This is a genomic window from Legionella bozemanae (genome assembly GCF_001648595.1).
Taxonomy (GTDB): Bacteria; Pseudomonadota; Gammaproteobacteria; order Legionellales; family Legionellaceae; genus Legionella; species Legionella bozemanae.
Window position 1 is genome coordinate 212333 of sequence record NZ_LBAW01000001.1, and the last position, 20967, is coordinate 233299.

The window sequence follows — 20967 nt, forward strand, 5'->3', positions numbered from 1 at the left end:
ATTTTGCTGATTATGAAAAGATTCAACTACTTGCTTCGAGTACATGTCTCTGATCCAACTTGATTGTCTGTTTGGACAACCCAATTGGATTGTAATGAGCCATCTGGCTTAATTTCAATCATTTGAATACCAATTGTATCCGGCTTTCTTGGATCCCAAAATGAGGTCGCTACAACATTAGTCATATTAGGATGCATCACTCCTGTGCCGTAAAGAACAGGATCCCCATTACTATTTTCCCATTGTAAGGTATAAGTATCCCCTGATTTTGATACTGTAAGAGGATAAGAGGCTGTATTATTTGAGGCATCAACACGTTGGCATTGATAATCACCTAAAAAAGAAGAGGCTCCCGCTTTGCTTGTCGAGGTACTGGTATTGCTTGATGCAGCATCAGTATTCGTTGTCGAATTTGAAGTATTGGTATTGCCTGTACTGGTGTCTGCATAGGCCGTTAAAGTAGGCAGAGATAATGCAGCAACTAAATAAACACTTTGAATCACAGTTTTCATAATAAAATTCCTTTTCTCATAATCATCTTATGTGAATAACGCTCTATTATTGTTGCGCTGCTTTAGTACATGTTTCAGTACCACCTTTATCCTTATTGCTTTCTGCAAAAACACCATCCAAAGAACCATCAGGTTTGATAGTGAACAATTGAATCGTTGTTACAGATGGAGATTTGGGTTGCCAAAAGATATAGCCAATCGCATTCCCGACATTTTTATTAAATATGCCTTTACCAATATAATATGGAAATACGCTTCCTGTAGGAATTCCTGAAATTTTATAAACATCTCCATTTTTTTTGAACACTACAGTTTCGGTTCCATCATTAGGGGTAGTAAAGGGATCGTGATAGGAACATTTATATGAGCCGGAAATGTCAGGGATTTCTGCAGAGTAAACACTAGGTGAAATCGCCAAAACACCTAACACTGTTGCTAGTGAAAGCTTATTAATGACGCGCATAAGAACTCCTTTTCTAAATAACTTAAAAAATGATTTTAAGGTACAGAAGCTAATAATAAATATATGTTACACGCTATGGAAAAGCAAATTTCAAATGGAAAAATTTTTATATAAAACAGTACTGTAGTCCTGGAGTAAATTGTATGCTTTCTGGAGCTCATCACCATCATTTTTACCGATTGGTAAATTTTTTTATAAGACTCTCTACTTTCATGTTTTTTAACTAAATCAATAACTTCTTCATTATGAGTCATTTTTGCCTTTATTATAAGGCGTTCTGCTTTAATAAAATCTACAATACATTGTGGAGATTCCAGAGTTGTTTTTAATACTCCTGGGATTGGACAATGAGGTTTATAATTTTGTATTGACCCCCTTTTTGGTTAACTGCTTTTTCAACCGCGGCATGTAAAGCGGTGCGAGTTTCAGTGAAACTAAATATATCCTTAGGGAGTTGTCTTGGATTATGGCTGCCCCCATGAATGTTCTTTTACCACCCGCAGAATAACCAGTGTTAATTACTGATAGAAATAAAAGGCATGAGTGACCTATTAGTTAAGTCATCAACAAAGCATAATCTTGTGAATCCGTTTCTGGTGTCTCCTCAAGAAAATCAACCAATTTTTTCAAACGTCCTTGCTTTATAGCCAAGGTTTCAAAGAAGCTAAACCTAGTAGGCCTGCCAAGAATGGCCAACTTTCTTTTTTCAGCGGCATGGCATTTTGTCTCTCCAGAGAACGATAAAAAAGAATGTTTGTCACCGCGCGGATCTTCTTCACGATGTTTTATATATTGGTTGAAACCAAATAAACAAACTGCTGAATGAACAAGTTTTACCTCTTGATTTGTCAGGACTCGCATTTGTCTTTTGACTGCAGTGGTAAAATTCAAAGCACCAGCAAATGATTGATCTTTTCGAGTTGCAAAATCCTGCTCTAACAAATGAAGTGTACTATTTATTAAACCATCTCCAGCATTTAAATTATCCCCTGTATCAATTTGAGCAAGCCTTGCTTGCTGAATAAAAGGGTAAATCCAACGACTTCGGTTCGTAGCACTTAGAAAATCTGAGCGCTTGGTAGGCATCCAAGCAGATACATGTCGCAATGCATCAATAAGCGCAATTGAGCGGGTATCGATGTAGTCATCATAAGTATTAAAAAATTCGATACAATCTGCTGAGTTTTGGGTTAAATAATTAAAAATCGCGCATTCAGAACGCCGCTCTTCCTCTGTAGTAACATCTCTAAAATAAATCAAAAAAGGCATTAATGCTAATTGCTCCACAGTGCAATATCTATAAAGTAAATAAAGAGATGCTCTCAGCAAAAACATGATATCTTTTATTTTTGCAAGCTCTTGTGGTTTTTGAGCAGCGACTCCTGCATGCAATTTTTCAAAAGGATAACCCTTCTCCGCGGGCTCCATATAACCAAGCATTCGACTGGCACGAATAAGTAACGGCATGAGTTCCGCTATTTTCAAACAGTTTCCTGCCAAGTGATTGAACTGATTTTTAAGTACTTCATACAGAATAGGATGATGAAAATCAGCAGCTAATAAACCCTTTTCAACTAAAAGCTGTTGTAACGAAAGCCAAGGAGTGACATAAATACCCCCTCTCCATTGATCATGCGGTACATTACATACAATCCAATGCCAAAATTGCTCAATAAGCTCTTTAACAGGAGGCATCATTTCAGGATAACATTCACGTTCATCCTCAAGCGGTTCAAGTATCGCAACTAATTTTGAGATGAAATCGATGATTTCTCTCGGTTTTTCTAATGGATCCATCTTGCTTTTAAATAGTTCATCAACATGTTTTTTTAACTCATAGACTTTCATCCTCTTCACTCCATGTCTTATTGAGTAGTTATTAAGAAACCTCAACTCAAGGTAAAAAAGCAATTGCAAAAAAATAAACCGCAGAAAATCGGAACATGACAAATTTCAGTCAACAATCAATGCAAATTATCGACATTTTTTCTAAATATATAACAAAATAATTATTTTAAATCTAGAGTAACAAACCGCTTGCTACATTATTCTTGTTAATACTCCCTGGAAGTGTATTTCACCAATTATTATGGCAATATAACGAGCTTTTACCACTACCTGGATTTTTATTGCCGCAAAACAAGGATAATTACCCAAATGTTTGATTTTACTGGAAGTTATACTGATCAATATCAACTCACCATGGCACAAGTTTATTTTTTGAAAGGGAACAAAAATAATACCGCTGTTTTTGATTATTTTTTCAGAAAACTTCCATTCGGTTCAGGATATGCAGTTTTTGCTGGCTTAGCAGACTTGTTGGAAATATTAGAAAACTATCATTTCAACGAACGGGACCTTCATTTTTTACAAAGTAAAGGAATGCATCCTGACTTTCTCGATTATCTGAAGAACTTTCGCTTTAATGGAACTGTTTATGCGCCATCTGAAGGAGATTTAGTTTTCCCCACTTCCCCCGTAGTCACCGTTGAAGCCAATATGATTGAAGCACAGCTCATCGAAACAATTCTTTTGAATTTACTTAATTTTCAAACGCTGATTGCGACAAAAGCAAGCCGTATTCGCTATGTTGCAGGCGATTGTCGGCTCGTTGATTTTGGTTTGCGCAGAGCTCAAGGTCCTGGAGGCTACTATGCTAGTCGTGCCGCAATTATTGGCGGGTTTGATGCAACAAGCAATGTATGCGCAGGACGTGATTATAATATCCCTATCTCCGGAACCATGGCGCATTCATTTATCCAAAGTTACGATAGCGAGTTAGCTGCATTTCGTGATTTTGCTGAAGTCTGGCCTGCTAATTGTACCCTTCTGGTTGATACGTACAGCACTTTGGAAAGTGGTGTACCCAATGCAATTCGTGTGGGCAAAGAAATGGAACAACGCGGCCATCGATTGCAAGCCATTCGCTTAGACAGTGGTGATTTGGAAGATTTGGCAAAAAGAACACGCCAAATGTTGGATGAAGCAGGCTTACATTATGTAAAAATTGTAGCCTCCAATCAATTGGATGAAACGAGAATAAAAACCCTTCGTGACCAGAAAACACCTATTGATATTTTTGGGGTGGGTACAAATTTAGTTGTTGGCGCTCCAGATGCTGCTTTGGACGGTGTATATAAACTGGCTTTTGCGAATGAAAAACCCCGGCTTAAACTTTCGGAGTCAAAAACTAAAATCACCTTGCCTTATAAAAAACAGGTTTTCAGGTTATTACATGAAAACACTTTTTTAGGGGTTGATGTGGTTGGCTTAATGAATGAGACGAATTTAGATGGAGTGTATGCTCCTTTTGAAACAGAAAAATTATTGTCTCTTGATCATGATCAGCAAGAGCCTTTATTGCAAAAAGTCATGGAAAACGGCAAGCGATTAATGCCATTGAAAACACTGGAGCAAATTGCGGAATACAGTAAAAAGCGGTTAGGCCAGCTACCTGAAGAGTATAAAAGATTTGAAAAACCAAGCTCCTATCAGGTAGGATTAAGCCAGCAGCTTAAAATAAAACGGAATGAACTCATTAAAAAATATAAAAAATAACATACGAATGAAAACCTTAATTATTCTGGATGTACAAAATGATTTTATGCCAGGTGGTTCTCTAGCAGTTCCGCAAGGGGACTCTATTGTTCCGATAATTAATCAGCTGCTGCCTAAGTTCGATTTGATTGTTGCTACTCAGGATTGGCATCCGCAAAATCATAAAAGTTTTGCTTCCAATCATCCTGGAAAAAAGCCTTTTGAAAAAATGATGTTACACGGAATAGAGCAAATATTATGGCCTGATCATTGTGTCCAAGGAACCTTGGGTGCAGAATTTTATCCCACCCTTGAAACAAGGCCTGTAGCTGCTATTTTTAGAAAAGCCATGAACCCTGAAATCGACAGTTACAGCGGTTTTTATGATAATGGCCATAAAAGAAATATTGGTTTAAGTGGTTATCTCCAGGAAAAAGGGATTACAGAGCTCTATTTTTGTGGTTTATGTGCTGATATTTGTGTTTACTTCACGATAAAAGATGCGCTTCAGGAAGGTTTCACATGCTATTTAATTGAAGATGCAACCAGACCTTTAAATGAAGATGATTTTAAAAAGATCAAAGCCGAACTTTTACATAAGGGCGTCAAATTCTTACAAAGTTATGAAATTTAATCATGACATGTAGAAAAGTAATATAGCCTGGGTGCAGCGCAGCGGAACCTGGAATTTCTATATTTAAATAAAACTTCTCAACCTGGGTTTTGCTTCGCTGCACCCAGGCTACATTACTGGAATAAAATAGAAAACACATAAGGATAGCTACATTCCGAAAATCAAAAAGCCTACGTTCCGCGCTTTATGCGCGGAATCCAGATCCGATCTTCATGCAACATCAACACAATATCCCTTGAATGGCCGCTGAAGCTGGAGCCCGCGGACACGCCGCGGGACGTAGGCAAGGTTATTACATATCAACTGAGCACTCCCTACAGGTGTGAAGCAACTTGCCCTCCAATTAGCTGTATCTCCGATTTTATCGCAGCAGAAACTCTCTCGCCAGGCAATACAATTCCTATTAAGTTCAAAGGATCCACAGATGAAATGGTTTGTGGCACCTCATCAAGCTCCTCATTTCGCATAGCTCGTAACGAATCCACAGCATAAGGTAATGCAAATTGTTCGCCTAAAAATCCATCAACAAAACGACCGCCACGCACTTCACCACGTAATTCAAGACGTCGTAAGAAAATCAGCAAATCTCGCCAACGTGGAATATTTTTTTCACGCGCGAGTAAATCACGAAATACAACACCGTAGCGTTTCAGCAACATCCAACATGCGGCTTCTACCCTTTTTTCATGATCAGCTTGCGCATGTACATGCAATAAAGACCAACGACCTGTACTGAGTGGAAACAGAGGTCTGCGCCAATGTCGACCGTGATATTTACGTTTTGTACTCATCAGGGTGCGTACATTATCAAAACTATCTGCGGTGACCATACCCGCTGCAACCAATTCCCATAAACCATTTTCCACTTCAACTTTTAAATTTCCTGTACCACGGACAATGTCTGCATAAAATGAAGCGCCGTATTTTTGTAAAAATTGATAAATATTACGTGCAGGATAGCTCAAACTATTCACTTCTTCGATATTATCCACTAGTGCATGCGGTGGGATCCAATCGGATTCTTCGCGGACAAAAAAGGTAATCGGCGCATTTCGAGTTGGTGATAGACGTCTTGATTTTTTCGCTTCTTCGCTTACAACTACAGCAGGATGAGGCGATACGCGTCCCCAGCCCACAAGACCGCTCATACACAGTTTATCGAGCATCAACAGATCATAATCGTGTACACGCGCAGGAAAAATATCAGACTCCCATGCATTTGCAGCGAGTTCAAAACCTTGCAGTTGCTTGATTACCTCTAACAACCCGCTCTCGCCGCGCATCTGATTTCCTTTTGCTACATGTTGCCACTTGAGTAGCCAGGCCATAAATTGTGCACGAGTCACGGGTTTGATTTGTTTGCGCAAAGATTCTGTAGTGTAACGATGAATACGTGCTAATAAACGACGTTCACACCACTCGGTTTCACCAATATACTCTGTCCGGAAATTTCCGCGCAATAGATAGCCACTGGCTTCCAATTTTAATAAAGCATGTTCCACATCCAGCGAAGGAAGTTGCAAACATTCAGTTAGTACCTTTTGGGTGACTGGGCCCGTATGCAAAAACCAACCACGTAAAGTGTTGAGAATGGCCTCATCTTGTGAGCTTGGTCCTTCCTCAACATTAATCATTTCATTAACAAATAGTGCTTGCGGAAAAATACTGTGAAAAGTCTTCTTTTTCTCTGCAGCTACATAATAATTCTTGCCTGCAACCGTAGCTAATGCCGCTCGCCCTTCTTGCTGTAATTCAATAAAATAGTGTTTCCACGCAGGCAAAGTAGCTTGATACTCTGACAATTGAACTGTTTCTGGAAAAACAATCACGGTGTGTAAGACGTCATGTAACTCATCTGCAGAACGAATATCTGGCCAGGCTTGTTCTTGAACCTCAGTCACTGCTTTGGGATCCAGTTTCCCCACTTCTTCCAACAGAGCCTCAGGGAGTACGCGCCGCATTTCAACTGCTCGCGATCGCCGTTCTTCCAAAGGAGCATCGTCCAAAAATGCATAGGGGTTGGCATTTAAAATTTCATGGGAAAATACGGAAGGAACTGGAGTATCTACTGCCAGACACGTAATGTGCTTGGATTCAATAGCATGGATCACTTCCGCGAAGCCATCGATGTCTAAAGCTTCAGTGAGAATATCTTTCATTGTCTCTTCGATAAGCGGATGCTCGGGCAATATGACATCACGTCCACCCAAATTATCCTGGCAAGCTGCCGCATCTGGAAAAACAGCAGCCAATAAATCATCTGCAAGCATACGTTGAATGTTTGGAGGCGTTTTTTTGCCGCCACGAAAACGTAATAATGACAAGGATCGTGCGGCCACTGCGCGAAATCGCACCCCTAATAAGGGAGATTGCAATACGGCTTGGATCAGAACCTCTTTTAACGTGTTTGTATGCAAAAAATGAAACACATCAGATAAAGGAAAACTATGTTGCTCTGCCAAAGCAATATTTAACCCGTTATCAGTAGCTGCAGCTTGTAATTCAAAATTAAATGATCGGCAAAATTTCTTGCGTAAAGCCAATCCCCAAGCCTTATTAATACGAGCACCAAAAGGTGCATGGATTATCAATTGCATGCCACCGCTTTCATCAAAGAAACGTTCAGCAATCACTGTTTTTTGTGTAGGAACCGCCCCCAGAATTTGTCGACCCAAACGGACATACTCCAGTAACTGCTCTGCAGCAGAATGATCCAGGCCGCAATGATTCATCAACCAGTCAATGGCTGCCTTAATTTCGGGGTAATGTTTTATATCAACAATTTGTGGACTTTTTTCTGGCAACAATTTGTCTATTTTTTCGCGCATCTGCGAAACCTGTAATGATAACTCAATGCTTCGCGCAGGCGCTTCCCCTAACCAAAAAGGTACGCTAGGCGGCGCACCATGTGCGTCTTCTACAAGCACGCGCCCATTTTCAATGCGCAGTATTTTCCAAGAGTTTGTCCCTAATAAAAAAATGTCGCCGCGATTACTTTCTACTGCAAAATCCTCATCCAAAGTACCTACCAGCGCATTGTCAGGCATTGCAATCACCGCAAACAATCCATTGTCTGGGATTGCTCCTCCACTTGTAATTGCGGCAAGACGGCTGCCACGTCGCGCTTTTATGATATGATTTACCTGATCTCTATGAATATACGCCCCATAACGTCCTCGCGAACTGGCAATTCCTTCTGATAACATCATAAGAATTTCGTCAAACTTTTCCCTCGTTAAATGCTGATAGGGATACGCGTTTTTAAAATAATGAAAGAGCGTGTCCTCTTCCCAATCCTGAGTAGCACACGCAGCCACAATTTGTTGTGCCAGAATATCCAGGGGCTCTTTGGGAATAATTAACTGATCCAAATCCCCTTCACGTATTGCATAAACCAATGCGGCACACTCTAACAACTCATCGCGTGTGGTCGCAAAAATGCGTCCTTTAGAAATTGCAGCATGCCAGTGTCCTGCTCGACCAATGCGCTGCAATGCTGTAGCAATGGCACGCGGCGATCCGATTTGACAAACCAGATCAATACTTCCTATATCAATTCCTAACTCTAAAGATGCGGTGGCAACTAATACTTGCAGCTCACCTCTTTTTAATTTTGTTTCTGCTGCAAGCCTTAGTTTTCGCGATAAACTTCCATGATGAGCTAAGACCTTGTGTTCGCCTAAACGCTGTTCTAAATGATGGGCAACCCGTTCTGCTAATTTTCGTGTATTAACAAATACCAAGGTAGAACGATTTTCCTGAGCATAAGCAGCAATTTTTTCATAAATTTCATCCCACATTTCATTGGAAGCAACAGCTGCTAGCTCGCTATCTGGCACTACAACCTGCAAATCAAGTTGGCGTGCATGTCCTATATTGACCAATTTTATTTTTGTTTTTTTAGCTCCTGTTAAGAAATGTGCCACTTTTTCCAAAGGTTTTTGGGTTGCTGATAATCCAATGCGAATAAATGGTTTTAAAGTAAGGGCTTCCAAACGCTCAAGAGATAAAGCTAAATGCGTCCCTCGTTTATTGTTTGCTAAAGCATGAATTTCATCAACGATCACTGTATGGATATTTGCCAAATTGATGCGACTTTTCTCAGCGGTTAATAAAATATAAAAGGATTCAGGTGTTGTAATTAAAATATGCGGCGGCTGTTTAAGCATTTTTCGGCGCTCGCCGGTGGGTGTATCTCCAGTTCGCACTGCCACCCGAATTTCTGGCAAATGTATACCGCGCGCCCTGGCTAACGTCGTAATTTCCTCCAGTGGCATGAGTAAGTTTTTTTGCACATCATTACTGAGTGCTTTGAGCGGTGAAACATACAAAACCTCAGTCATATCCTGTAAGTTTCCGGATACGGCTTTGCGCACCAACCCATCCAAGCACGCTAAAAATGCAGCCAGAGTTTTCCCTGAACCTGTTGGTGAAGAAATAAGCGTATCATTACCTGCTAAAATAAATGGCCACCCTTGCTCTTGGGGTTCAGTGGGTTGGCCTACTTTTTGGATAAACCAATGCTGTACGAGCGGATGGGCCCAGCTCAGGCTTTGATAATTTGGTGGGTTCATAAAATTAAATGATAATGATCAATTCAATACATAGTATAGGTGATATTACTCGGCTATAGACGCATCACATCGTTCTTTCTATTAAGTCTATAGGGGTTAACAATTCATCTCACTGTCTACGTTCCGGGAGGTTGGCTACGCATGATTGCTCAACATACCCTTAGTTATTTATTCAGCATCTATAAGAATTTGCTCAATTTCTCTATTTTTAAATACAACATACCGATGCAAACCGACTGCAATCACTTCTGGCGCTAACTCTTTCATTGCCTTCATTGCTTCTTGCTTTTGCTGTTCTGTACCGTCTTGTTTTTCAAAAACCTCAACATTTGCTAAAAAAGCAGCAATTGTGCCTTTTCTTACTATTTTGCCATTGATGGATGTGCTATCAACTCCATCAGGCAATATATCTTCAGGACGAATTGAATTATGATGCGCCATACTTTCTCCTTTTATTCTACGTAATCTCCAGCTGTTTTTATCATATCTTCAAATTCATGCCATTAGACATTCCAGGCTCATCAGATTTTGGCTGTTCTACAGCCATCTTTTGCCTTAACTCCTGCATTAATTTGGTTTGCTTGATAGCCCATAATGAAGATGAAGTATAAATTTTATTGTACTCGGAAATGATTTCCTTAACTTTTTCTTTTGATTGTTGTACTAGAGTAGAATCACCGTTCTCTTCATTTGTTTGCTTCATCAACTTTATTCCTACATCTAATGTTTCTTCGGCTCTTTTAAAATTGATGCCTTCATGCAAATATTTTTCTAACAGCAACACCACTCGTTCCTCTGTTGATTAAATAAATAATATGACGTACTTTAGCATTATTTGATCATTAATTAAAACCACCTTATCGTTTCTACTCGGAACAGGAAAAAATAAGTTGCAGTTCAAGCAAGATTTTCACAAAATTCTCGTATAGCCCTAATGCAGGGTCAGACCCTACATCGTTCATTACTTCAAGGTAAAAAATGATTATTATAGTTTGTGGAACTTCGTCTTCAGGAAAATCAACTCTTTGCCAAGAATTGCAAAACTTGCTTGATAACGGCTGGCTTAATTTTAGTACGGATGGGTATTTGGGTATGCTGGGTGACCAATTTGGGGGATTGCATCCTGATAATCCCAAAGTATGTATTCCTAATGACATTTGCTACGCACAAAAATATCCTGATGGGACTTATGAAATCATACCGGGCGCATTATGTTCAAAACTCTACTTAACTATACCAAGTGTCCTGAAACTTATCGCGGATCAAGGGTTCAATATTATCGTTGATTCTTTCATTACCACCATGGATGAATTTAAAAGTTACAAAGAGACATTGGAACAATATGGAATTTTATTTGTTTATCTTTATGCGTCTGCAGACGTAATTAATCAAAGAGAGGAAGCTCGAGGCGATCGATTAAAAGGATCAGCACTTCATTGGTTAAAACGATTTGATTTTCAGGATCACTGTGATTTGTGTGTTAATACCGAAGAAATGAGTATCCAACAAATTTGTGATGAAATTCTTCGTCTCAAAAGCCAGGCTACGAGATTATAATCTATAAATGTAGCCTGCGGAACCCAAGGTTTTCTGCAGAAGTAAGCCCTCTGAAGCTTTAGTTTCTCGAGGTACTCACGTACATATGGATAGTCCTGAACTTATAGCAGATATTATTTTTCAATTTTAAACCAAAACGATAATATATTAATCAATTCGTGATTTTATTTTGACTTCCTCTATCATTTTATAGTCTATTTGGATAAAATAAGCTAGATTTCTGCGATTTGCGGAAAATAAAAAAGAAATAAGATTTAGAGGGTGACTAAAATGGGGTTTAATTTTTTTAAAAAATACTATGACAAAGCGAACACTGCACTCGATGAGATAGCGACAAACAACCCGCGAATTTACAATACAGTTCGAAAGTTAATTGATGAATTAGCCAATGTAGAAAGATTAGCTAAGAATCGAGAGGAACCTCTTCATCCAGACATCCTTAATGCAGTGCAACAACTAAAAGCCCAATTAAATGAAACCAAAAGACAGTTTGATAACGATTTTAAAGAGGGGATCCCCCTGCTTCAATTTCAACGCCGCGTTCGAGATTTTGCTAATGATTGTCGCTCAGCAATCTATAGTTACGAGCCCACATTAATGGCTGCTCCTGGTATTTTGAACAAACTCAAGGCATACATCAATGCTTTTCTGGAACAGTATTTTGCAGTTGAGTCATATTTTAACACAGAGAAAAATGCTCTTGGATTGAAGACAGAGTTCAGTAAAAATTATAACAACAGAAAAAGGGAACTCACTCAAGAAGTTTTTCGAAGTGACGGCTCTGAGGATACTTGCGGTCTAGGACTCTTCTGATAAGAATAAATTCCAAACAGCTCCCGGGTTTCGCTATGATGTGCGCCCGGGACTCTATAAATCTTTCAATGTATTTCAAAAATCAATTCTTTGATCTTTATTTTTAAATTCTTATCCTAACCAATCAATGCTAATATTACTGAAAGAATAATAAAATTCAAAAGGATTTGCCTCATGCGTCAAGATGTATCGAAAATAACCATTGTCATTCAGCTCAACCAACTCATTAGGAGTTAATCTATGAGCAAAACGCTTCTCTTTACATCAGGATTAATTATTATTTGGATAGTTGGTTATTTGCTGATTGTAGGGAGTCATGTGCTAATTCCTTTTGTGATTGCGGTGTTTATTTGGCATCTTCTTAATACGATAAGCAACATCATTCAACAAATACCCAGGATAGGTGCCTTTTTGCCCAATTGGCTGAGCATGATTGTCGCTTTTGCAATAACGGTCGCGAGTACTTTCATTTTTATCAATATCATTACGGATAATGTCAATAATGTTATTGCAGCGTCCAGTCGCTACCAAGAAAATTTATTAAAAATTTTCAACAATATTGATCAAAAATTTAATATAAAAGTATTGACAAGCATGAATACCATAATCAAAAGCCTTAATCTCCAAACGATTTTTGTTAACGTGTATGGGGTGTTTACGACACTTGCTGGTTCTACGGTACTCATTTTCTTGTATGTTGTCTTTTTATTTGTTGAACAACATTTTTTTCTAAAAAAAATTGATGCCTTATTCCCTACTTTGGAGGGTCGCATGCTGATGAACAATATCATTAGCCATATCGTGAATAACACGCAGACTTACCTTGGCCTAAAATCCATTTTAAGTATAGGCACCGCAATTTCCAGTTGGATAATCATGAAGTGGGTAGGATTAGATTTTGCCGAATTTTGGGCGCTTCTTATCTTTTTTCTCAATTTTATTCCCAATATAGGCGCGATTATTGCCATTGCTTTTCCAACTGCTTTGGCAGCATTACAATTCACCAGTTGGATTCCTTTTATTGAAATTATTCTAGGCCTGGGAGCAATTCAATTTATCGTCGGGAACTTGATTGAACCACGCTACTTAAGTAACTCATTGAACTTAAGCCCATTAGTTATTTTAATCGCCTTAGCCGTTTGGGGAGCAATATGGGGAATATTGGGAATGTTCCTCTCAGTGCCAATTACGGTCATGATGATGATTATCTTTGCCCATTTTGAAAAAACCAGGCCTATTGCAATTCTTTTATCTCAAGATGGAGATGTCTTCAAAACTTATGAGTTGTTACCCATGGAAAATCTACCTGAGCAAGATTGGGTTCAATATTAAGGTCTATACTTTTTAAATAACTTCAACTCTAAGGACTTTAAAAAATGGATTTTATTAAAAAGACTATCGAATTGGCTAAAGAAAATGTAAAACAAGGAGGAAGACCCTTTGCCTGTTTAATCGTAGAAAATGGTGAAATCATTGCAGAGGGAACTAATCTGGTAGCTCAAACCAACGATCCTACTGCGCATGCAGAAATTGTGGCTATAAGAAAAGCTACTGCGACACTGCACACCGAACATCTTCTTAATTGTGAGTTCTATATTTTAGCTCATCCTTGTCCTATGTGTTTGGCCGCCATGTATTATTGCAGCCCGCGAAAGGTAACTTTTATTACTTTAAGAGATGATTATAAAAAATATTATATTGACGATCGCAAATATTTCACATTGGATAATTTTTATGATGAATTTGCTAAACCCTGGCAGAAAAGAAATTTGCCAATGACTTATCACACTCATCCCGAAGCAATCGAAATATATAAGCTTTGGCAAGAGCTCAATCACAAGAATAAAAGTTAGGATCAAAAAAATTGTAGCCTGGGGTAAAGAGGTGCCTCCGGAGCCAATGACAAAACATCCCGGGTTACGTTTCACTTCACCCAGGCTACAGTGATAAAAACCTCTTACTTTGTTTCCCAAAATGCAATATGAGCCCCTGTAGGATCTTTAATAATCGCAAAAAGCCCCATATCACCAGCATGGGTAACGCCTTTTATTTCTTGAGCTCCATTTTGTTTTGCTTTTGCTAGAGTATCTGCCACATCATTCACTAAAATATAAGCCATCCAATGGGGTGGAATTTCATTTTGTTGATTTGTAGGGATTTGCCATATACCTGCAAATTCCTTATCGTTGGCATGAATCAGTGTGTATGTCATTTCACCAGAATGTATTTCTTTAAATTGCCAACCTAATACTTTACTGTAAAATTCTTTAGCTTTTTTCACATCCGCAGTGGCTAATTCGTTCCAACAGAATTGATTCATAGAACTTTGTGACATGATAATCTCCTTATTTATTTTGGGTTTTTGAATAATAGCCCATAATTCCAAGAGATGTTAGCAAAATGTGCGACTATTAAAAAATTCATTAATAATCAATAAACTGTAATAATTTAGGAGGTAACTCTGTCCGTCTTGGGACGGAACTTAACGATACAAATAGGTTTTAACCTCTAATGGACGCTATTTCCTGCAACAATAGACCCAGAAGAATAATTTTTAAGTTGTAAATAAAATATTTCATTTCCAGATAATTCTGTGGTCATGGTCATAATTTTATTCCTTAAAAATTATAATGTTATAGCTCGGTAAGCATTTTAGAGCCCATGTCGTTGATTTGGATTCCAATTTTTATAAAAAGATTCCAGTTCCTCTGGCATAGGGTGTTCCTTTTTATGATTTTCCAGATACGCTTCCAAGCCTTCTTGTTCAATTTCTATTCCATCTTGAAGTAATGTATTTAAAATTTCGTCAAGCATACTAATTTCGTCTTCCGTACGCTCTTTTAATTGGATTTTATCATGAACTAATTGTACTGCTTGCAGTAAAACTTCATCGGGACAATCCTTCTTTTTAGCCAGTGAAATTAAAAAATCTATTTCTGAAACTCGTTCAGGATTGCGAAATAACACCATAAGCCCCCTTATGTAACTATTTTTTTTATAGTGCTCATCGTATTTTTTTTCATATTCTGTTTTTAAACTTAAAAGGGCTTGGCGAAGAGCGCTAGGGCTTCCCATAGTAGTTTCCGCATCGTCAATACGTTCACGAGATGCGGAGCGTTCCGCCTGGGTTGTATGAGAGCTAAGAATCTTCTGCGTGCTGGCGCTATGCCCCCCTTTATCAACTTTTTTAGCAGAATCCAATTTTTTCATTTTATCTTTTTCTCCTGATTTAACCCCTTTATATGTTTAATTATAGACAACATGATTTAATTTAAATTAGATCACGGACTTACAGGAAAGCCCCTGTACGTAGGATTAGATCAAGAAATGAAAGAAAGTGCGCACCACCAAGTTGTTTATTGTGACTAATTAAAGCTCAATAGACGATAAATATCTTGAGGAACCTCATCCTGATTTTGCAATTGTTTTTGATACGCATTATTGAATTGATAAGCCACATAAACAAGCGTAAAACCCACCGCAAGTGGCCACGACGCTACAGCTGCAGTGATAATAAATGCAATTCCACCCACATTGAATGCCAAACTTTTCCAAAATTCACAATAATTTTTATTGCACTCTTCATTAAGTTTTCTTATGAGTTGGTGATGATGCTCATTATCCAGAATGTTACCATTTGTCACTTCACGTCGCACAGCAATAGAAGATTTCTGATATTTTTTATATTCTTCCGATGTGTTATACAATGCATTACCCAGCATACTAAATAATGCAAGTCCGGCTAAAGCAAGGGGCCCGGTGCATAATAGACTGATTGCAAAAGAGGTGGCAATTATATTTGCTCCCAAAACGTTAATTGCAAAATAAGTACATTGAGCGTCCCATTCGTCGTTTAATACATCAATCTGGCGCTGAATAATTGCTTGTTCGAACACTGTTGCTTTTTTTAATTGCTCCTGCAATTCATGCATACGATCATGATATTGACACGCTTCAAAAATCCATTGAGCTAAAAGCAAAAGCGTATCAAACGTCAAAAAAGCAAGCGTAATGAGTGGAATAGCTGTCTCAGCAATATGAAAAAAATTATTATATGTCGTCAATAAACCAACTACCGCCCAAACCAAGTCATTGGCCATCGTAAAGCCACGCTTTTCCATTTCTTGCTTCAGCACTTTTCTTACTGATAATTCATCGCTTATTGCCGACTCGACAATATGTTTGATCATCAATATTAAATTGATGAAAAAGCGAAGTGCATAGAGCGAAATACCCAAATCCGTAATGGCTTCTCGTGATTTGGTTAAAAAATTAATACCTTCGATAAAACTGTATTGATTGCCAAGTACCTTATTAATCTCTTGAATCAATTCAGAAATAGAACTCTTTTGCAGATAAATAATTGCATAATTTGCTAAACCACGGCTGTAGGAAAATTGGGAACGCTTGGTATTTATAGTACCAATATATTGGCGCAGCTTGGAAATGCTGGTAAACGAAGACAGGCACCCCTGGGTATTCATCCGTAATTCCTCTCGCATAAACTCAGAGAAGCCTTCAATTGATTTTTGTTTTTCTTGTACGTGCCCTATTTTATAAAATTCTTCTATTTTTTTGCGACATTGTCTTAATTTTTCTAAATCAGAACCCACATAATCCAGTTCATAATAAGAAATCAGCAAATCGCACAAAAAGTGCAGGTAAAGTACTATGGGGTTATCTTCTGCCCAATTCGATTTATTGGATATAATCACTTGATATAAAGACGAAAACTCATATTTTAATTGGTCTAAACGAAATTCTTCTTCTTTAAAAGAAAAATCGTTTTTTTTAAATGAATTGTTAAAAAAAGCATGTTTTATGAGACCAATTTTTGATTTTCCCATAAAAAACTCATTGAGATGAATTGAGAGAAATTACTGAAATTGTACTATGGATTATCAATAACAGATTAACACAATAGTGTTAATTTTCTGCAAAAAAATAGTTAAAAACAGAAAAAATGCTCAAAATCAAAAACCAAAAGAATAACTTAAGAAGCAAAAAATCCTCTTTTTTTTCTAAAAGCTAATTGATACACTCATTGCTCCAGATATCCACAAATCCGAGATATAAAGTTGATTTTTGATGCAAATAATCCCTCTGATTCCATTGAAAAGAGTTCATTAGAAAAAGAGAAAGTAGTTATTATCATTCCGACGCATAATGAAGCGTCAGTTATTCAAACAACAGTAGAGCAAGTTTTTACATCGGTAGAACTCATTGAGCAATACGATATACATATTTTAATTTTTGACAGTGCTTCTACGGATAATACCCAACAAATTGTTACCTCATTGCAGAACAATTATCCGAAATTGCACTTACAGAATGAACCTACCAAATCTGGACTTGGTTCAGCATATTTGCAAGCCATGAACTATGCTTTAGTTTCTTTGAATGCAGACATTATCTTTGAATTTGACGCAGATCTTTCCCATCAACCTAAGTATATTCGTCCGATGTTGGACATGTTGCAAACCTGTGATTGTGTACTGGGAAGCCGTTACGTTGATGGAGGAAGTATTCCAAAAAACTGGGAACTGCATCGCAAATTATTCTCTATTTTGGGCAATTATGTGGCCAGAGCGGTGCTTACACCCAAATATAAGGATTTTACCAGCGGTTTTCGCGCTACTCGCCGACAACAGCTTATAAAAATTTTACCTCATCGGTTTCTTACGAATCACTATGCATATAAAATGCAGCTGCTTTGGCTTTTACATAAAAATAAAGCAAAAATTCGTGAGTATCCTATTGATTTTATCGACCGAAATACCGGATACAGCAAGTTACCTAAAAACAGCATTGTCGATTCATTGCGCGTTGTTTTTACTTTGCGCTATCATGAAATCAGACGTTATTTAAAAATGTGTCTGGTTGGCTCCTTGGGTATTTTTGTACAATTTATTACTTATAATGTGTTGCGTGGATGCTTTCAGTTTTCGCCTTTTGAAGCCTCTCAAATTGCAGTATGTACAGCAATCATTAATAATTTCATTTTGAATAACAAGCTTACTTTTAACGTGAAGCATAAGTCGTCCTGGCCTTTAAAAATAAAACGCCTCGTCCTTTTCGCTATTTATTCAGTGTTTATCATTAATTTGCAAAGTTATTGGTTGCGAGTTGGAGTTCTTTGCTTTGGCAGCGGGGCATTGCGCGAAAATATAATCATGGGCTTTGGCATAGGTCTAATCTCTCTGTTAAATTACTATACTTATTCTCGGCATATCTGGGCGGAAAAACTTGTCCCCAGTAATTAAAGGTGAACTTGTTCATGATAAAGAATCTGAAGAAAATTATTTCACCTTTAGACATCCAGCTGGGTAATGGAAATACATCAGAACCAAATAGCAAGGTTATTTCGTGGGACTTTTTTAACCCACAAAATGTTTACCTGTTTTTAACCTTCTATTTTGTCATCCTCTTATTGATAGCACCCATTAACGTATTATCTCTTGATACTTACTATTATTGGGACTGGAGCCGGCATTTGGCGTTATCCTATTATGATGGCTCACCCATGATTGCCTATTTTATTTGGCTTGCAACTTCGTTGTTTGGAAATAACCTGTTTTCCTTGAGTTGTGTAGGCATCATCGTAATTGCACTTAGCAGTTGGATTATTTATAAAAGTGCCCGATTTTTTTTATCTCAAGAGGCAAGTTTTATTGCCATGTTATCATGGTTATTTTCTCCCCTTGTCACCTTGGATATTTTAAGGCAAACCACCTATGATACGCCCCTTGCTTTATTTTGGGCATCAACCCTGTACTTCACTATAAAATTTATTCAAACAAATAAAGTAAGCGATCTCTATTTAATCGGGGTTAGTGCCGGATTAATGATGTTATCCAAATATTCCGGAATCGTTTTAATTCTTTCCCTGCTTATTTTTTTAATTTTCACTTACCGTTCAATTTTTAAAATAAAACATTTTTATTTCGCTACGCTTCTCGCCATTATTATTTTTAGCCCTGTGATTCTCTGGAATTATCAAAACCATTGGCAATCATTTATCTATCAGTTAACCACTCATAAACTCCATCATGAGGTAAACCCCTTTTATCATGTGATAAAAACGTTCTTTACTCAATTTGTGCCCTCACTCAATGTGATGCTTCTTCCTCCCTTTTTAGTTCGAAACCATAGAATGGATGAGAAAAGCGCATTAATTGTGACTTTGTGCCGTATCGTTTGTATTACTTTTCTTTGTTTTTACTTATACACAGCCAGTAAGGCTGGGATCCGAGAGTTCTGGCTAACACCATATCTAATGAGCAGTGCCATTTTATTGGGATATTGGGCTACTGCAGACCATAATCGTAAATTCGCCATTTTATTGATCATGTCTTATGCCGTAATTAGCCTTTTCGTTTTAATTGATAACACGTCCAAATTTAATGTGATTAAATCAAAAAAACTTGTTGTTTATCATTTAATTCAAAAACTTAATGCTACATATCCTCAATTACCCGACACGATTTTTACATCAGGCTGGTTTGCAGCACGAATGCTCTTTTTCCTCCACAATAAACCAACCATTTATACTTTAGGTTGTGACACGGCGCAAAATCAATATGCTCTATGGGGTGCTGACATCAATAAAAAAATTGCCGATAAAACATTAAAAGAAGCGTTGTATATTGATCAATATGACCGACAGAGTTGTTTACAAAAATATTTTGATCACTGTCAAAAAATACCTACTCAAACGTACCTTTTTAGACATAAGGAATATGCACTAAATGTTTATAAATGCCAGAACTTTTAAAAACTTATTGCCAAATAGGTTGGCGTGGTTGTTGTGAGATATTACATAATAGAGTTTACAGTTAACTAATCTTCTTTTAATGTATTCATCGAATTATGTTACCATCCATGTTATTAGAATTTGATAAGGACCATCGATGCTTAAATTACTCTTTCTTTTTATTGCGTTGTTTTCTTCGGTTTGTTTTGCTGATGGAAAAGAAATTGCAATTACTATGGATGATTTGCCCCTTGTTGCTTCAAGGATGAATACCCCAGGAAATAGAGAACGTTCAACAGAACGTTTTACGCAAATTGTGCAAACTTTTCAAAAATACAAAGTCCCGGTTACAGGCTTTGTGATAGCAGGAGCAATAGAAAAAGGTCAATGGGATTTTCTTGAGCAATTTCGTCAAGCAGGCTTTATGTTAGGCAATCACACTTATTCACATTATAATCTGAATCAAATGAGTGCCGAAAAATACATTGCTGATTTGGATCGCGCCGATAAAATTCTGACTCCAATCATGACCCAACCAAAATATTTTCGCTATCCCTATCTGGCAGAAGGCACTAAAGGCAAAAAGCAACAAGTCTATGATTACCTCAAGGAGCATAATTACACCATTGCACCAGTAACCATTGATAGTAAAGATTTTGACTTTAATGCAATGCTTTATAAAGTTCCATATCGCTCTCGAGTAAATTATATTCAAAAATTAAAACCCCGCTATTTGGCTTATATATGGAAGCAAACATTAAGAGCTGAAAAACGCTCTCAAGGAAAAAATGCCAAACAAATATTATTAATTCATGCAAATCTTCTAAACAGTTATGTATTAGGTGATGTTTTGGAAATGTATCAAAAAAATGGATATAAATTTATCAGCCTGACTGAAGCCCTGAAAAACCCTGCTCCTATCATCAACTTCTCTCCTTCTCTGAAAAAAGATACCTTGGGAGAAGAGTTAGAAAACGAACTTCTAAATATTCCTAAGTCAAAAGAAAACTATGTGACACCTGAATAAAACCAATCGTATCTTGTAGCCTGGGTGCAGCGGAGCAGAACCCAGGAAAACCGGTTCAAGAAAATACCTGGGTTCCGTTTCGCTGCATCCAGGCTAG

General features: G+C 37.6%; 18 protein-coding genes. 9 read left to right on the forward strand and 9 right to left on the reverse strand.

Annotation, left to right across the window (positions count from 1 at the left end):
- Positions 1–26: 26 nt before the first annotated feature.
- From A8O27_RS01860 to A8O27_RS01875, 3 genes are all read right to left on the reverse strand, one after another.
- A complete protein-coding gene (locus A8O27_RS01860; RefSeq protein WP_058460307.1) occupies positions 27–512 on the reverse strand; it encodes a hypothetical protein in 486 nt (161 codons plus the stop codon).
- 46 nt (positions 513–558) lie between these two features.
- Positions 559–975, reverse strand: a complete 417-nt coding sequence (locus A8O27_RS01865) for a hypothetical protein (RefSeq protein WP_058460306.1) — start codon at positions 973–975, stop codon at positions 559–561.
- Between the two features lie 555 nt (positions 976–1530).
- On the reverse strand, positions 1531–2823 hold the full coding sequence (locus tag A8O27_RS01875; protein WP_058460304.1) for a hypothetical protein: 1293 nt from the start codon (positions 2821–2823) through the stop codon (positions 1531–1533).
- Positions 2824–3132: 309 nt separating this feature from the next.
- On the opposite strand from A8O27_RS01875, the gene A8O27_RS01880 reads away from it, so the two are divergent.
- Positions 3133–4533 carry a nicotinate phosphoribosyltransferase gene (locus tag A8O27_RS01880; RefSeq protein WP_058460303.1) on the forward strand — a complete coding sequence of 467 codons (1401 nt, stop codon included), beginning with the start codon at positions 3133–3135 and terminating at the stop codon, positions 4531–4533.
- Positions 4534–4540: 7 nt separating this feature from the next.
- On the forward strand, positions 4541–5146 hold the full coding sequence (pncA, locus tag A8O27_RS01885) for a bifunctional nicotinamidase/pyrazinamidase (RefSeq protein ID WP_058460562.1): 606 nt from the start codon (positions 4541–4543) through the stop codon (positions 5144–5146).
- Positions 5147–5460: 314 nt separating this feature from the next.
- Here the strand turns inward: pncA and A8O27_RS01890 are convergent, their stop codons facing one another.
- From A8O27_RS01890 to A8O27_RS01900, 3 genes are all read right to left on the reverse strand, one after another.
- Entirely contained in the window at positions 5461–9720 is a 4260-nt protein-coding gene (locus A8O27_RS01890) for a DEAD/DEAH box helicase (RefSeq protein WP_058460302.1), read from the reverse strand.
- 168 nt (positions 9721–9888) lie between these two features.
- Positions 9889–10161 (reverse strand): hypothetical protein, encoded by a 273-nt coding sequence (locus tag A8O27_RS01895; protein WP_058460301.1) that lies wholly within the window; start codon positions 10159–10161, stop codon positions 9889–9891.
- Between the two features lie 40 nt (positions 10162–10201).
- Positions 10202–10504, reverse strand: a complete 303-nt coding sequence (locus A8O27_RS01900) for a hypothetical protein (RefSeq protein ID WP_058460300.1) — start codon at positions 10502–10504, stop codon at positions 10202–10204.
- A 194-nt stretch (positions 10505–10698) separates the two neighbouring features.
- On the opposite strand from A8O27_RS01900, the gene A8O27_RS01905 reads away from it, so the two are divergent.
- The 4 genes from A8O27_RS01905 (at position 10699) to A8O27_RS01920 (ending at position 13943) form a co-directional block, all read left to right on the forward strand.
- Positions 10699–11277 carry a phosphotransferase-like protein gene (locus A8O27_RS01905; RefSeq protein ID WP_058460299.1) on the forward strand — a complete coding sequence of 193 codons (579 nt, stop codon included), beginning with the start codon at positions 10699–10701 and terminating at the stop codon, positions 11275–11277.
- A 270-nt stretch (positions 11278–11547) separates the two neighbouring features.
- Positions 11548–12090, forward strand: coding sequence for a hypothetical protein (locus tag A8O27_RS01910; protein WP_058460298.1), 543 nt, complete (start codon positions 11548–11550; stop codon positions 12088–12090).
- 240 nt (positions 12091–12330) lie between these two features.
- A complete protein-coding gene (locus A8O27_RS01915; protein ID WP_058460297.1) occupies positions 12331–13422 on the forward strand; it encodes an AI-2E family transporter in 1092 nt (363 codons plus the stop codon).
- Between the two features lie 44 nt (positions 13423–13466).
- Positions 13467–13943: a nucleoside deaminase gene (locus A8O27_RS01920; RefSeq protein ID WP_058460296.1), complete on the forward strand. Its 477-nt coding sequence runs from the start codon at positions 13467–13469 to the stop codon at positions 13941–13943.
- Between the two features lie 104 nt (positions 13944–14047).
- On the opposite strand, the gene A8O27_RS01925 is transcribed toward A8O27_RS01920, so the two are convergent.
- The 3 genes from A8O27_RS01925 to A8O27_RS01935 form a co-directional block, all read right to left on the reverse strand.
- Positions 14048–14425 (reverse strand): VOC family protein, encoded by a 378-nt coding sequence (locus A8O27_RS01925; protein ID WP_058460295.1) that lies wholly within the window; start codon positions 14423–14425, stop codon positions 14048–14050.
- 317 nt (positions 14426–14742) lie between these two features.
- Positions 14743–15300 (reverse strand): hypothetical protein, encoded by a 558-nt coding sequence (locus A8O27_RS01930; protein ID WP_058460294.1) that lies wholly within the window; start codon positions 15298–15300, stop codon positions 14743–14745.
- Positions 15301–15455: 155 nt separating this feature from the next.
- The gene (locus A8O27_RS01935) at positions 15456–16937 is read right to left on the reverse strand and encodes a hypothetical protein (RefSeq protein WP_058460293.1); all 1482 of its coding nucleotides are present in this window, start codon (positions 16935–16937) and stop codon (positions 15456–15458) included.
- Positions 16938–17168: 231 nt separating this feature from the next.
- Here A8O27_RS01935 and A8O27_RS01940 point away from each other — a divergent pair, with 231 nt between their 5' ends.
- The 3 genes from A8O27_RS01940 to A8O27_RS01950 all read left to right on the forward strand — a co-directional run bounded on the left by A8O27_RS01940 (position 17169) and on the right by A8O27_RS01950 (position 20870).
- The gene (locus A8O27_RS01940; protein ID WP_058460292.1) at positions 17169–18353 is read left to right on the forward strand and encodes a glycosyltransferase family 2 protein; all 1185 of its coding nucleotides are present in this window, start codon (positions 17169–17171) and stop codon (positions 18351–18353) included.
- 14 nt (positions 18354–18367) lie between these two features.
- A complete protein-coding gene (locus A8O27_RS01945; RefSeq protein WP_058460291.1) occupies positions 18368–19864 on the forward strand; it encodes a glycosyltransferase family 39 protein in 1497 nt (498 codons plus the stop codon).
- 136 nt (positions 19865–20000) lie between these two features.
- Positions 20001–20870, forward strand: a complete 870-nt coding sequence (locus tag A8O27_RS01950) for a polysaccharide deacetylase family protein (RefSeq protein WP_058460290.1) — start codon at positions 20001–20003, stop codon at positions 20868–20870.
- Positions 20871–20967 lie beyond the last annotated feature (97 nt).

Coding starts and splice junctions, on each gene's coding strand:
- A8O27_RS01860 (WP_058460307.1), bottom strand. CDS start 512: ATGAAAACTGTGATTCAAAGTGTTTATTTAGTTGCTGCATTATCTCTG.
- A8O27_RS01865 (WP_058460306.1), bottom strand. CDS start 975: ATGCGCGTCATTAATAAGCTTTCACTAGCAACAGTGTTAGGTGTTTTG.
- A8O27_RS01875 (WP_058460304.1), bottom strand. CDS start 2,823: ATGAAAGTCTATGAGTTAAAAAAACATGTTGATGAACTATTTAAAAGC.
- A8O27_RS01880 (WP_058460303.1), top strand. CDS start 3,133: ATGTTTGATTTTACTGGAAGTTATACTGATCAATATCAACTCACCATG.
- pncA (WP_058460562.1), top strand. CDS start 4,541: ATGAAAACCTTAATTATTCTGGATGTACAAAATGATTTTATGCCAGGT.
- A8O27_RS01890 (WP_058460302.1), bottom strand. CDS start 9,720: ATGAACCCACCAAATTATCAAAGCCTGAGCTGGGCCCATCCGCTCGTA.
- A8O27_RS01895 (WP_058460301.1), bottom strand. CDS start 10,161: ATGGCGCATCATAATTCAATTCGTCCTGAAGATATATTGCCTGATGGA.
- A8O27_RS01905 (WP_058460299.1), top strand. CDS start 10,699: ATGATTATTATAGTTTGTGGAACTTCGTCTTCAGGAAAATCAACTCTT.
- A8O27_RS01910 (WP_058460298.1), top strand. CDS start 11,548: ATGGGGTTTAATTTTTTTAAAAAATACTATGACAAAGCGAACACTGCA.
- A8O27_RS01915 (WP_058460297.1), top strand. CDS start 12,331: ATGAGCAAAACGCTTCTCTTTACATCAGGATTAATTATTATTTGGATA.
- A8O27_RS01920 (WP_058460296.1), top strand. CDS start 13,467: ATGGATTTTATTAAAAAGACTATCGAATTGGCTAAAGAAAATGTAAAA.
- A8O27_RS01925 (WP_058460295.1), bottom strand. CDS start 14,425: ATGTCACAAAGTTCTATGAATCAATTCTGTTGGAACGAATTAGCCACT.
- A8O27_RS01930 (WP_058460294.1), bottom strand. CDS start 15,300: ATGAAAAAATTGGATTCTGCTAAAAAAGTTGATAAAGGGGGGCATAGC.
- A8O27_RS01935 (WP_058460293.1), bottom strand. CDS start 16,937: ATGGGAAAATCAAAAATTGGTCTCATAAAACATGCTTTTTTTAACAAT.
- A8O27_RS01945 (WP_058460291.1), top strand. CDS start 18,368: ATGATAAAGAATCTGAAGAAAATTATTTCACCTTTAGACATCCAGCTG.
- A8O27_RS01950 (WP_058460290.1), top strand. CDS start 20,001: ATGCTTAAATTACTCTTTCTTTTTATTGCGTTGTTTTCTTCGGTTTGT.